The following is a 13,468-nucleotide window of genomic DNA, read 5'->3' on the forward strand; positions in this document are numbered from 1 at the left end:
TTAAAGCAGCGAAAGGATTAAAACAATGAGCAGCGCGACGGCGGACGAGGCCCTGAAATCGCTGGTCGCGGGTGTGCCGATTCCCCTTCTGCTTATCGATGAGGCGGACCGGATCCTGGCTACCAACGACGCGGCGGTTCGCTTGTTCGGTCCGGCGGTTGAGGCGCGTCATTACCTGACAGTGATCCGGCAGCCTGCCGTGACAAGCTGCATCGAGGCCACGCGCCGGACGGCGCGGGAGACACAGGGCCGAATGCTCATCGCCGGCCCGTCGCTCGACCGCTCGTTCCGGGTGGTGACAACGCCTGTCTTGGACAGGCGGGTGCTCGTCTCTCTGGAGGAGATCACGGATGTGGAGCAGGCGAGCCGCATCCGGCGCGACTTCGTCGCCAATGTCAGCCATGAGATGCGGACACCGCTGACGGCGCTTCTCGGCTTCATCGAAACACTTCGCGGCGCGGCACGGGATGACGCGGCGGCACGGGAGCGCTTCCTGTCCATCATGGCGCGAGAGGCGGAGCGGATGAACCGGCTCGTCGCGGATCTGCTGTCGCTCACGCGCGTGGAATCGGAGGAGCGTGTCCGCCCGACCGCACCCGTGGATCTCGCCGCGCTCGCGCGCTCCGCGGCCGCCAGCCTCCGTCCGGTGGCGGAAGCGGCGGGGGCGGAGATCGAGCTGACGGGAGCCGCCGAGCCCCTCACGGCGCCGGGTGATGCCGACCAGCTGACACAGGTGCTTACCAACCTCATCGAGAATGCGTTGAAATATGGTGGTCCGGGGCGCGTCACGGTGGCGCTTTCCGGCCAGGCGCGGGATCCCGTGCTGAAAAGACCGGTTGCGCGGATCGACGTGATCGACCGGGGAGAGGGGATAGACGACCTCCACCTGCCGCGGCTGACAGAGCGATTCTATCGCGTGGACAGTCACCGTTCCCGCGAAAAAGGCGGGACTGGGCTTGGCCTTGCGATCGTGAAGCATATCGTCAACCGTCACCGGGGCCGCCTCAAGATCGAAAGCCGGAAGGGGCAGGGGAGTCGCTTCACCGTCCTGCTGCCCAGATCAGAGAGCGTGGAACCGGAAAGCTGAAAGAGTGTTGTCTAGAATTGGGGAGAGTTCGAATGTCCATCACCCGAAGCACCTTGCTTGCCGCTGCCGTGATCTTCACGCCGGCGATCCTCACGGCGCAAACGGCCGTGGAAACACCGAAGGTCGGCGTAGCTGGAGATTGCGAGGGCGGAGTGGCACAGCCGGCAACGGGTGTGGCGCAGGGACCGTCCAGCGGCACCGCACCGGGCAATGCCGGTTCTACGGGGTGGAGCGGCGGCACGGGCGGCTCCAATACTGGAACTGTGCCGGCGGGCGCCTTGCCAGAATCGAAAACCTGGCAGCCGAAGACCGCCTCCGGGCTGGACCTCATGGGCGTCAAGAAGCTGCCGCCTGACTGCTGATTGAAACAGACGAGTTGTGGAAACCGATGCCCTCGGGGGAAGGTTTGCCTCCGGGCGATGCTTCGTCCTCATGAGGAATATCATTATCCGATAGGGGCTGCGGAGCTGGATTCAGGGAAGGCGGACGGCGCGGCCCATCCTGTATATTGCGCACCAAGGGTTTGCCTGTGTCAGAACGGCCCGCCCGCTTTTGGCGATGTCATGAAACTGTTACCATACCGTCACATAGTGGTCGCATCCTGGTCTTAGGAGACCTGCGAAAGGTCGCTTTACCGCGGTCACCACATGATCGGGCTAACAGGAGTTTTCCATGTCCATCGTCCGTAACACTGCCTCTGTCGTCGCGATCATCGCAGCCGGGGCTTGTTCCGCCTCTGCACGTGATGTTGTTCAGGTGGCCGGTTCCTCCACCGTTCTCCCCTACGCGTCGATCGTGGCCGAGGCTTTTGGCGAGAACTTCGACTTCAAGACTCCGGTCGTTCAATCCGGCGGTTCCTCCGCAGGCCTGAAGCAGTTCTGCGAGGGCGTGGCTGACAATACCATCGACATCGCCAACTCCTCCCGTCCGATCCGCCCGGCCGAGGTCGAGACCTGCAAGGCCAACGGCGTGACCGAGATCATGGAGGTGCGCATCGGTTACGACGGGATCGTTTTCGCCTCAGACCGTTCCGCGCAGGACTTCGCCTTCACCCCCGCCGACTGGTACAAGGCACTGGCCGCGCAGACCTTCGTGGACGGCAAGCTGGTTGCCAACACGGTTTCCAGCTGGGATCAGGTGAACCCCGCCTTCAAGAAGCAGGAGATCGTGGCCTATGTCCCGGGCACCAAACACGGCACGCGGGAGGTCTTCATCGAGAAGGTCATCCAGGAGGGCTGCGAAGCCACCGGCGCGCTGAAGGCGATGACGGACGCTCTGGGCAAGGATGAGGCGCTGAAAGCCTGCACCACGCTGCGCACCGATGGCCGCTCCGTTGACATCGACGGCGACTATACCGAGACGCTGGCCCGCATCCAGTCCAACAAGGCCGGGATCGGCGTGTTCGGCCTGTCCTTCTATGAGCAGAACACCAATACGCTGAAGGTCGCCACGATGGACGGGATCGTTCCTTCGGTGGAGTCGATCTCCACCGGCGAATACCCGGTTTCCCGCCCGCTGTTCTTCTACGTGAAGAAGCAGCACATCGGCCAGATCCCCGGCCTGCTGGAATTCGCGGAGTTCTTCGTCTCCGATGACATAGCGGGTCCGGGTGGTCCGCTCGCGCAATACGGGCTTGTGCCTGACCCGAAACTGGCCGACACGCAGGCCGCCGTCGCGTCACAGGCGGTGATGAACTGACACCCGGACAGGGCGGCGCAAGCCGCCCTCCTTCCTTTCAGAGGCTCGAACGCGCGCCATGTCCCTCCCCTGGATCATTTTCATCGTGCTGGCCCTCGCGGCGGCAGGCTTCGTGCTCGGTCGCGGTCGGGCGCTGAGCACTTCCGACTCAAGACTTCTGCATTCGCTGCCCTCCTTCCACGGCTGGTTCGTTGCATTGTCCACCGCCGTTCCGGCGCTGCTGTGGCTGCTCGCAGGGCTGCTGGCGCTTCCGCTGCTGGCGGCGGGTGAGGGGGCTCGCGCGCAAGGTTTCACCATCGTCGGGGTTATCGCCGTCCTGCTTTCTCTTGCGGGTCTTGCCCTGTCGCTGAAACGGGTCTCGTCTGATTTCCGCGCGCGGAACGTGGTGGAGCGGTTCACCCTGCTCATGCTGATCCTCGCCTCCACCATCGCCATCCTGACGACGCTCGGCATCGTCCTGTCGATGTTGTTCGAGACGATGAACTTTTTCAGCCAGTACCCCTGGCAGGATTTCTTCTTCTCCCTGACCTGGGCGCCCGCCTTCCACGGGCAGAGCCAACTCGGCATCCTGCCGCTGCTGTGGGGCACGCTTTACATTTCCTTCATCGCGCTGGCCGTGTCGGTTCCGATCGGGCTGTTCGCGGCGATCTACATGTCGGAATACGCCTCCAAGCCCTTCCGGTCGGTGGCCAAGCCGCTGATCGAGATTCTCGCGGGCATCCCGACCATTGTTTATGGCCTTTTCGCCCTGATCACGGTGGGGCCGCTGCTGCGCGACTGGATCGCCCAACCGACCGGGCTTGGCACGTCGGGCTCCTCGGTGATGACGGCGGGGCTGGTGATGGGAATCATGCTGATCCCCTTCGTCTCCTCGCTCTCCGACGACATCATGAACGCGGTGCCGCAGAGCCTGCGCGACGGCTCCTTCGGGCTTGGCGCGACGAAGTCGGAAACCATTCGGCAGGTCGTGCTGCCTGCGGCGCTGCCGGGGATCGTGGGGGCTGTGCTGCTCGCCACCTCGCGTGCCATCGGTGAGACGATGATCGTGGTTCTGGGGGCGGGGGCGGCTGCGCAGATGTCGCTCAACCCGTTCGAGGCGATGACCACTGTCACGGTCAAGATCGTCAGCCAGCTGACCGGCGACACCGATTTCGCCTCGCCCGAAACACTGGTGGCCTTTGCGCTGGGTCTGACGCTCTTCGTCATGACACTGGGGCTCAATGTGCTCGCGCTCCACATCGTGCGCAAATACCGGGAGCAATACGAATGACGGACGCAACCGCCGGATCGACGCCCGCGCCGCGCCGCGAGAGCACCCAGCGTTCCCTTCTGAAGCAGGATGCGCGGACGCGCCGCCGGAACGCGGCGGAAGCGCGGTTCCGCCTCTATGGCCTGATCGCCTGTCTGCTGGGTGTATTGGCGCTTGTCGGGCTTCTGACATCCGTGCTCGGCAACGGTCTTTCCTCCTTCCGCCAGACCTATGTGGAACTGACGGTTCATCTTGATGCCGACAAGCTCGACCCTTCGGGGGCGCGCGACCCTGCCGCCATCGCCAAGGTCACGACCTTCGGTTATGCGCCGCTGATCGAGCGGGCGATGCGGGAGGCGATGGCCGCTCGCGGCATCGCCATCGACGGGCTGTCGGAAAAGGAAGCCGCCGGCATCATTTCCCGAGACGCCGCCGCGCAACTCCGCAACCATGTGCTCGCCAACCCGGAGGTCATCGGCACCGACGTGTCCTTCGACGTTCTGGCGAACGGCCGCATCGACGGCTATCTGAAGGGCCGCGTGACGCGCGAGACGGCGGAGACGGACAGCATGGTCACACCGGGGCAGCTTCAGCTTGCCGCCGCGTTGCGCGATGCGGGGCTGCTGGAGTTGAAATTCAACCCCTCCTTCATCACCGGGTCCGACGCCTCCGACCAGCGCCCCGAAAGCGCGGGACTGGGGATCGCGATCCTGGGCTCGCTCTACATGATGCTGATCGTGCTGGTGCTCGCCCTTCCCATCGGTGTTGCCGCCTCCATCTATCTTGAGGAGTTCGCGCCGAAGAACCGCTGGACCGATCTGATCGAGGTCAACATCTCCAACCTCGCCGCGGTGCCCTCCATCGTGTTCGGTATCTTGGGCCTCGCGATCTTCATCAACTTTGTCGGCTTGCCGCAATCTGCTCCCATCGTGGGTGGGCTGGTGCTGACCTTGATGACTCTGCCGACGATCATCATATCCACCCGGGCGGCGCTGAAGGCCGTGCCGCCCTCCATCCGCGATGCGGCGCTGGGGGTGGGGGCGTCCCGGATGCAGGCCGTGTTCCACCACGTCCTGCCGCTTGCCATGCCGGGGATCCTCACGGGGACGATCATCGGTCTGGCACAGGCGCTCGGTGAGACTGCTCCGCTTCTGCTGATCGGGATGGTGGCCTTCGTGCGGGACTTCCCGGCCGCGCCGCCGGAAGGGCTTTTCGATCCTGCCTCCGCCCTGCCGGTGCAGGTGTTCAACTGGACCCAACGGGCGGACCCCGCCTTCGTCGAGCGGGCCTCGGGTGCGATCATCGTGCTCCTCGCCTTCCTGCTCGTGATGAATATCGTGGCCGTGGTGCTGCGTCGGCGCTTCGAACGCCGCTGGTAACGGAGTAAGCTCATGAACGACATGCGCATTACGGAGAGATTGGTGGACGACACCAGCAACAAGATCGCCGCCCGGAACGTCCAGGTCTTCTATGGCGAGACCCACGCGATCAAGGATGTGAGCGTGGATATCCGCGACCGGATGGTGACCGCCTTCATCGGCCCGTCTGGCTGTGGCAAGTCCACCTTCCTGCGGACGTTGAATCGAATGAATGACACGATCCAGGGATGCCGGGTGGAGGGAGAGATTCTGCTCGACAGCGAGGATATCTACGACAAGCGCGTCGATCCGGTGCAACTCCGGGCAAAGGTCGGCATGGTGTTCCAGAAGCCGAACCCCTTCCCGAAGTCGATCTATGACAACGTGGCCTATGGGCCCCGCATCCATGGCCTGTCCCGGTCCAAGGCGGAACTGGACGAGATCGTGGAGAAGTCGCTTCGCCGTGCCGCCCTCTGGAACGAGGTGAAGGACCGGCTCGCGGCGCCCGGCACCGGGCTTTCGGGCGGCCAGCAGCAGCGGCTCTGCATCGCGCGGGCGGTGGCGACCTCGCCCGAGGTTCTGCTGATGGACGAACCTTGCTCCGCCCTCGACCCCATCGCGACTGCGCAGGTGGAGCAACTGATCGACGAGCTTCGGGCGAATTTCTCCGTTGTGATCGTGACCCACTCCATGCAGCAGGCGGCACGGGTGAGCCAGAAGACCGCCTTTTTCCATCTCGGTCATCTCGTCGAATTCGGCGAGACCGGGGACATCTTCACCAATCCGAAAGACCCCCGGACCGAGAGCTACATCTCGGGCCGCATCGGCTGAGCGGGAGCGACCATGCCTGAGGTACATATCCAGTCCGCTTTCGACCGCGATCTCGAAGCGATCCAAGCGATGATCATGAAGATGGGCGGCATCGTCGAGACGCAGTTGCTCGACAGCGTGCAGGCGCTGGAGGAACGCGACGACGAACTCGCCGCCCATGTCCGGGCTACAGACAAGCAGGTCGACCAGCTTGAGGAGCAGATCAATCTGGAGGCCGCCCGCGTCATCGCCATGCGGGCCCCCATCGCCACCGATCTGCGCACCGTGCTGACGGTGCTCAAGATCTCCAATAATCTGGAGCGGATCGGCGACTACGCGAAGAACCTGGCCAAGCGATCCGTCGTGCTGGGCCAGATGCCGCAGATCTCGGGCGCTGCCGGATCCATCCGGCGGATGTCCAAGGCGGTGGAGCAGATGCTGAAGGATGCACTCGACGCCTATATCCACCGCGATGTTGAGCTGGCCCGCGACGTGCGCGACCGCGATCAGGACGTGGATCAGATGTACAACGCGCTGTTCCGTGAGTTCCTGACCCACATGATGGAGGACCCGCGCAACATTACCGCCTGCATGCACCTTCACTTCATCGCAAAGAATATCGAGCGTTGCGGCGATCACGTCACCTCCATCGCGGAGCAGGTGATCTATCTCGCGACCGGCGAGATGCCCTCCGACAGCCGGCCCAAGGCGGATGCGACATCGGCCCAGCCGATCATGGAGGATCGGGGATGAGCACGAAGCCGAGTGTCCTTCTCGTGGAGGATGAGCCTTCGCAGCGTGAGGTGCTGGCCTACAACCTCGAGGCGGAAGGGTTCCGGGTGATCCCGGCCTCCAACGGGGAGGAGGCCCTGCTTCTGGTGGACGAGGAAGCACCTGATCTGGTGCTGCTGGACTGGATGCTGCCCAATGTCTCCGGCATCGAGGTCTGTCGTCAGCTGAAGGGCCGTCCCGGAACGCGCAGTCTGCCGATCCTCATGCTCTCCGCCCGCTCGGAGGAAGTGGACCGGGTGCGCGGGCTGGAAACCGGCGCAGACGACTATGTCGTCAAACCCTATTCCATCGTGGAGCTTATGGCGCGTGCCCGCGCGCTCCTCCGCCGCACGCGTCCCGCTTCGGTGGGCGAGGTGCTGGAGTTCGGCGGCATCCGGCTCGACCCGGAGAGTCACCGCGTCTGGAGGGAAGAAAAGCTGCTGAAACTCGGCCCGACGGAGTTCCGCCTGCTCTCCACGCTGATGGAGAAGCCGGGGCGGGTCTGGAGCCGGGAGCAGCTCTTGGACCGGGTCTGGGGGCGGGACATCTATGTCGACACCCGGACGGTGGATGTCCATATCGGCAGGCTCCGCAAGGCGCTCGGCATCCATGGCGGAGAGGACGTCCTGCGCACCGTGCGCGGCGCGGGCTACGCGCTGGGATAATGCCCTGCGGAGGGGGCGGGCGGCCGCCCGTCTCCGGGAGCGCGGCAATCGGGCAAGGCTGGCGCGCTGCGGGCCGGATCGGTGGGCATATTATCATGCACGATCCTGCAGTCCTCGGACCCTCAGGCTGGTGAGGATCAACCGCTGGAAGAACTCGCCTTGAGGCCTGACCGGACGCTCTCGAACCGAATCCCTGACCCAAACCAATGTTTCATTGGCTCTGTTGCTGATGGCTGCCCTTGCCCGCCCGCGTGTGGGTATTGGCGTGAGCATGGGGATTGCGCGGGACTATCGTGAGCCGGCTGAGACGCGGGCATGCGCCTGCGTCGCGCGATGTCAAGGCGGCGGGCGAAGCCAGATATCGCGTGGATATGCAGGCGCGCATGGCGGATGCTCCCCGCACAGGTTTCTTTCAGGCCCGCAATGGGTATGCCCGCAGGGCGGAGATACCCCTCCGCGCAGGCGGATATCGGCGGCAGCCCATGTGCCGCCTCAGGGGGTGGGCGTTATCCGGGTGATCCCCACGGCGGCTGCGCGGGCAAGGGCCGGGTCCAGCGACATGGGGATATACTCTCCCCGCCGCCAGAGTTCCCCTAGATCGTCATAGTGTCGTGAGAGCGGGTGCCCCGATTGCCCCGTCGCCGTGATGAAGACCGAACTGTCAGGGTCGGCAAAGTCATAGACCCCGCGATAGCCGGCGCCGTGGACATTGAGATAGGGATTGCTGCCTGTGCCGCTGGTCAACCCGCGCATCAGCGTATCGTCCCCGCCCGAAGTGGATTGCCGGATATTCACGAGATAGCGCAGCAGCGGCACGTTCCCCAGCACCGGATGATCGTGAGCGGCCTGATGGATGTCGCCCCAGCGCCAGCTTTCCAGATTTCGGCCATAGCGTTCCGAGAGCCGCAGCAGCGCGTCATCCAGTGCCATCCGCGCGATATCCGTGCACGTCTCGACCGGAGAGGACTGGATGATGTCACACCACTTCGCCGCGCCGTCTATGTTGCGGAATACTCGCTCCATGAACAGCGGATCGGCATGGGTGAAGCTGTCCGCAAGCGGGCCAAGTTCATCCCGGATGAGCTTTTCCTGAAGGCTCCGCATCCAGGCGGCATAGATCAGTGGCTCGGGTAGATGCTCGTTCATCTCCCCGTTCCATTCGGCCAGCAGGTTGAGCGCCTTCTGACGGAGCCGTTCGGTGGTTCCTTCGGCGGCGGGCTCACCGGTGAACCACAGATCCTTCCCGATCAGCGGCAGAAGTGTGCGCGCCCCCTGGCTCACCGTGTCGAGTTGCGCTTCGATGAAGCTCTCTCGGGTGTGGACTTCCCGTGTCTGCATCAGGCGCTTCCACCGCTCGATGCGCTGGCTGTCGCCCCAGTCGAAGCTCACGTGCCGGGGGAAGGGGGCGTCGATGATCTTGTTGTTGGTATTGCCGAGGATACCTCCCGCCGGCTCCACGAAGCGGGGGTTCTCTGCATAGGGGAATATCCCCTGCCAGCGGTTCTGCGCGATCCAGCCGGGGCTGGGCATCCGGCCCTGCGTCTGGTGACCGGGATCGCGTATGGGCATCGCGCCGATGAGTTGCATGGCGATGCCATGGGAATCGGCCAGCATCAGGTTCTGTGAAGGAGCGGTGTAAAGCTCACCCGCCGTCATCCCCTCCGTAACGGACCGCGCCTTCATCAGCCGGAGGCCCGCGGTCATCGTTCTGTCGTGCGGGGTGAGCGCCGTCCAGGTCAGCGACATCACGTGACCGGGCGGCGTGACCGTCCCGAGATCGTAGTGGGAGCCGGGCAGGACAGGGCCATTCTCCGTCCAGCGAAGGGTAAGGGTGACGGGGGGAGCGTCCTTGATCGACAGGATCGCGCGCCGTGTCTCGAAGCTCTTATAGCCCGAAGGTGTAAGATATTCCTCCGAGTTTTCGGGGTTCAACCGCTCGATATGCAGATCCTGATCGTCGAGATAGGAGGAGGTCAGCGCCCAGCCCAGATCGGCGTTGCGTCCGACGATAACCAGCGGAATGCCGGGGATCGTCCCGCCGATCACCCCACCGCCCGCGAGGTCCAGCCGCGCGAGATACCACACCGTCGGGGCCGAGAAATTGAGGTGTGGATCGTTGGCCAGCAGCGTCCCCCCTGAAGCGGATCGGGAGGGCGCCGCCGCCCAGGCATTTGACGCCCCGGCGAAAAGCTGCGGATGCACGGGATCAAAGGCGCTCTCCGGCCCCGACAGCGCGGCATAGGACGGCGCCACGTTCGGCACGATGCTGGCATAGTCCGGTAATGCGGCGATGCCGGGGCCGGGAACGTCTGGCAGGATATCCTGCACCCGGTTCGCGGGCATCAGCAGCGATGTCCGGGCGCGCAGCACCTCCCGCTCCATCTGGCCGGTCAGTTGCAGCGCCAAGAGTTTCAGAATCGCCAGTGAATCCGCCGGTTGCCAATGCGCGATCTCGGGCGGGAAGAGGAAGAACTCCGGTGCGCCGCGCCCCAGCGCCTGCGCGTTCACCGTTTCGATCCACGCGTTCACGCCGCGGGAATAGGCCTCCAGCGCGCTTTTCGTGGGCTCGTCCTGCTCCTCGAAAGACGCTTGCGCCAGGCCGTAAAGGTCGAGGCGGCGGATGAACTCGTCGGTTCGCATCGTGCGCGCCCCGAAGATTTCCGACAGCCGCCCCTGCGCGGTGCGGCGCAGAATCGTCATCTGCCACAGCCGGTCCTGTGCATGGACGAAGCCCAGCCCGAAGAAGGCGTCCTCATCCGTCTTGGCGAAGACATGCGGCACACTTGCGGTATCACGCACGATCTCCATGGGCTGATGAACGCCCGAAAGCCGGTAGGACGCGCTGTAATCTGGCAGGGAGCGGGACGTGACATAGTAAAGGCCCGCGAGTGTCGCAGCCGTCACCAGGATCAGCGCTGTGAGAATCCGCACAAGCCAGCGGAATGCGATGAGCATGGGGGCCTTCAGTTGACGCGGGCGATGGAGCCCGTAGTTAAGTCAAAGCAGTGAGACGCGCAATCGGGAGGAGGGGACATGAAGGTCGCATTTCTGGGTCTGGGTGTTATGGGGGCGCCGATGGCGCGTCATCTGTCAGAGGCGGGCCATACGGTCACCGTTTATAATCGCACGTATTCCAAGGCTGCCGCCTGGGTCGCAACCAATGGTGGGCAGGCCGCACGCACGCCTGCCGCCGCGGCGACGGGTGCCGAATTCGTGATGGTCTGCGTCGGAAATGACGATGACCTGCGTTCGGTCTGCCTCGGTCCGGGGGGAGCCTTCACCGGCATGGCGGCCGGCAGCGTGCTCGTCGATCATACGACCGTCTCTGCGCGGGTGACGCGGGAGCTTGCAGCGGCAGCGGCAGAGCAGTCCATCGCTTTCGTCGATGCGCCGGTTTCGGGTGGGCAGGCAGGGGCTGAAAACGGCATCCTCTCCGTCATGTGCGGGGGGACGCCGGAAGATTTCGCGCGAGCGGAGCCGGTGATTGCCGCCTATTCCCGCATCTGCCGACTGATCGGGCCGACCGGCTCGGGCCAGCTTGCCAAGATGATGAACCAGATCTGTATCGCGGGTGTGGTGCAAGGTCTCTCCGAAGCGCTGTCTTTCGGGGAGAAGGCGGGTCTTGACGGGCGCGCGGTGGTGGAGGTCATCAGTCAGGGTGCCGCAGGCTCATGGCAGATGGTCAATCGCCACGAATCGATGTTGGATGACCGCTTCAATTTCGGTTTTGCCGTCGACTGGATGCGCAAGGACTTGGGCATCTGTCTTGCGACCGGCGACGAGATCGGCGCCCCCCTGCCGCTGACCGCTCTGGTGGATCAGTTCTACAAGGATGTGCAGGCGATGGGCGGCGGGCGGTGGGACACCTCTTCCCTCCTGCGCAGGCTGAAGGCATTTGACCGTGAGGAACCGGATCAACGCTGATCCTGCTCACATATTGCGCGTGCCGTGCTTGATCGGCGGCGCGCGCCGGCCTACCAAGGGGCATGATCACGCAGCGGATGAAATATGCGCTGAAGGCGCTTATGGTGCTCGCCGATGAATGGCAGGGAGGGCATAATCCGCTGTCCATCGAGGAGATCGCCCGGCGCGCGGGTACGCCCAAGCGGTTTCTGGAGCACATCCTCCTCGATCTCCGCAAGACCGGCAACGTGGTGAGCCTGCGCGGGCGTCGGGGCGGCTACATGCTTGTCAAACCACCCGAAACCGTGGCGTTGAGCGAACTGCTCCGCGCCATCGACGGGCCCATTGCGCCGCTCCCCTGCCTGTCCCGCAAGGCCTATCAGCGCTGCGAGGATTGCACGGATGAGGAAACATGCCGTCTCCGCCGGGTCTTCGGCGAACTGTTCTGGTCTTATCTCATCCTGCTGGAAAGCCTGACGCTTGCCGACCTCATCCGCACGCCCGACCGTTTCGGGCAGCTCGTAGCCGAATGACGGAAATCCCGCATATCCTCATCGCAGGCGGCGGCGCGACGGGCACGATCCTCGCCGCGCAGCTTCTCCGCCGGGGCGCTCGGGTGAGTCTGGTGGAGAGGAACACGGTGGGCGAGGGGGTTGCTTATTCCACCCGGGATCCCGCGCATCTGCTGAACACCCGAAGTGCGGCGATGTCCGCTTTCCCCGACATGCCGGGCCATTTCGTGGATTGGCTGCTGAGCGAGCGGGGCGCGGCTGACCCAGCCGCTTTCGAGCGCAGAGCAGATTATGCACGCTATCTCAAACATCTGCTCGCGCCGTGGCAGGGCAATTCGCGTCTCCGCATTCTGAGGGAGGAGGCTTTAGCGGTGCAGAGCGAGGGCGCCGGCGTCACCCTGCGCTGCACAGGCGGTGAGGTGTTGGCGGGGGATCGCCTGGTTCTGGCCACGGGTCATCCAGTGCCCGAGGAGGAGCCGGGGATGCGACAGCCGTGGCGGGAGGGGGAAACGCCGGAGGGTCTGGTACTTCTGGTCGGCACGGGGCTGACCATGGTGGATGAGGTCTTGAGTCTGTTGGAGGCGGGCCATCGCGGCGGGATGCTGGCCATTTCGCGCCGCGGTCTTTTGCCGAGGCACCATCTGGAGGAGCCCCCGCGCCCGGTAATACTCCCCGATGACGTTCCGGTCGGAGAGGGGCCTGCTGCAATCGCGCGCTGGCTTCGCCGCTCCGTTGCGCGGGAGGCGGCCTCGGGGGGAGACTGGCGGGGCGTCGTGGATGCCGTGCGACCGGAGGTGCAGACGTTGTGGCGGGCCATGCCGGAGGCTGGCCGGCGGATCTTTCTGCGCCATGGGGCGGTCTGGTGGGATGTGCATCGTCATCGGATGCCGCCCGGTTCACGCAACCGCCTTGACGCCGCGATGGCAGAAGGGTTGCTGCGGTTGCAGCGCGCACGGCTCCGGAGCCTCGTGGACGGAACAGCTCGCTTGAGCCTGCCGGGCGGTGGAGTGGAGGACATCGCGACCGCCGCCGTCATAGACTGCCGGGGGATCAGGCGCGACCCGGAGCGTTCCGCCTCGCCGCTGGTCGCGGAGTTGCTCCGCTCCGGGCTGGCGCGAATCGACCCGCTGCGGCTGGGGCTGGACGTGACGCTACAGGGGGCCGTCATCGCACGGGACGGGACGGTGTCGCAGAAGATCCATGCGGCCGGCCCGCCAAGTCGCGCAGCCCTTTGGGAGATCACGGCGATCCCCGATATCCGGGAGCAGGTCACCCGGCTTGCCGCTTCGTTCATGCCCGGTTGCGTATAGGCTCTACCGGTCATCTCCTGCTGAATGCTGCACCGCGGAAAATATTGCGCTGGGCCTTGCCGAAATACATAGGTGCCTATACATAGGTGCCTAATAGTTATCCAC

General features: G+C 64.6%; 12 protein-coding genes. 11 read left to right on the forward strand and 1 reads right to left on the reverse strand.

The features are described 5' to 3' along the window. Positions 1-25 precede the first annotated feature (25 nt). From CG51_RS08655 to phoB, 8 genes are all read left to right on the forward strand, one after another. On the forward strand, positions 26-1,087 hold the full coding sequence (locus CG51_RS08655) for a sensor histidine kinase (RefSeq protein ID WP_035744010.1): 1,062 nt from the start codon (positions 26-28) through the stop codon (positions 1,085-1,087). Positions 1,088-1,119: 32 nt separating this feature from the next. Next, on the forward strand, positions 1,120-1,449 hold the full coding sequence (locus tag CG51_RS08660; RefSeq protein WP_035744011.1) for a hypothetical protein: 330 nt from the start codon (positions 1,120-1,122) through the stop codon (positions 1,447-1,449). A gap of 310 nt (positions 1,450-1,759) precedes the next feature. Beyond that, on the forward strand, positions 1,760-2,785 hold the full coding sequence (locus CG51_RS08665; protein WP_035744013.1) for a substrate-binding domain-containing protein: 1,026 nt from the start codon (positions 1,760-1,762) through the stop codon (positions 2,783-2,785). 58 nt (positions 2,786-2,843) lie between these two features. Beyond that, positions 2,844-4,055, forward strand: a complete 1,212-nt coding sequence (gene pstC, locus CG51_RS08670) for a phosphate ABC transporter permease subunit PstC (protein WP_035744014.1) — start codon at positions 2,844-2,846, stop codon at positions 4,053-4,055. Beyond that, entirely contained in the window at positions 4,052-5,413 is a 1,362-nt protein-coding gene (gene pstA / locus CG51_RS08675) for a phosphate ABC transporter permease PstA (RefSeq protein ID WP_035744015.1), read from the forward strand. Before pstC ends, pstA begins: the two co-directional genes overlap by 4 nt. A 12-nt stretch (positions 5,414-5,425) precedes the next feature. Continuing rightward, on the forward strand, positions 5,426-6,223 hold the full coding sequence (gene pstB, locus CG51_RS08680; RefSeq protein ID WP_035744016.1) for a phosphate ABC transporter ATP-binding protein PstB: 798 nt from the start codon (positions 5,426-5,428) through the stop codon (positions 6,221-6,223). 12 nt (positions 6,224-6,235) lie between these two features. Beyond that, complete coding sequence (phoU, locus tag CG51_RS08685; RefSeq protein ID WP_035744017.1) at positions 6,236-6,955, forward strand: phosphate signaling complex protein PhoU; 720 nt, start codon at positions 6,236-6,238, stop codon at positions 6,953-6,955. Further along, complete coding sequence (gene phoB, locus CG51_RS08690) at positions 6,952-7,638, forward strand: phosphate regulon transcriptional regulator PhoB (RefSeq protein ID WP_035713014.1); 687 nt, start codon at positions 6,952-6,954, stop codon at positions 7,636-7,638. Before phoU ends, phoB begins: the two co-directional genes overlap by 4 nt. Positions 7,639-8,130: 492 nt before the next feature. Here phoB and CG51_RS08695 read toward each other — a convergent pair whose 3' ends face one another. Then, the gene (locus tag CG51_RS08695; RefSeq protein WP_035744018.1) at positions 8,131-10,593 is read right to left on the reverse strand and encodes a penicillin acylase family protein; all 2,463 of its coding nucleotides are present in this window, start codon (positions 10,591-10,593) and stop codon (positions 8,131-8,133) included. A gap of 78 nt (positions 10,594-10,671) precedes the next feature. Between CG51_RS08695 and CG51_RS08700 the strand changes: the two genes are divergently transcribed. From CG51_RS08700 to CG51_RS08710, 3 genes are all read left to right on the forward strand, one after another. Beyond that, positions 10,672-11,562, forward strand: a complete 891-nt coding sequence (locus CG51_RS08700) for an NAD(P)-dependent oxidoreductase (protein ID WP_035744019.1) — start codon at positions 10,672-10,674, stop codon at positions 11,560-11,562. 62 nt (positions 11,563-11,624) lie between these two features. Further along, positions 11,625-12,074 carry an RrF2 family transcriptional regulator gene (locus CG51_RS08705; RefSeq protein ID WP_035744021.1) on the forward strand — a complete coding sequence of 150 codons (450 nt, stop codon included), beginning with the start codon at positions 11,625-11,627 and terminating at the stop codon, positions 12,072-12,074. Next, positions 12,071-13,363, forward strand: coding sequence for an FAD/NAD(P)-binding protein (locus CG51_RS08710; RefSeq protein ID WP_035744023.1), 1,293 nt, complete (start codon positions 12,071-12,073; stop codon positions 13,361-13,363). The genes CG51_RS08705 and CG51_RS08710 overlap by 4 nt, the downstream gene beginning before the upstream one ends. Positions 13,364-13,468 lie beyond the last annotated feature (105 nt).

Origin of the sequence: Haematobacter missouriensis (assembly GCF_000740775.1) — a bacterium.
Lineage (GTDB): Bacteria > Pseudomonadota > Alphaproteobacteria > Rhodobacterales > Rhodobacteraceae > Haematobacter > Haematobacter missouriensis.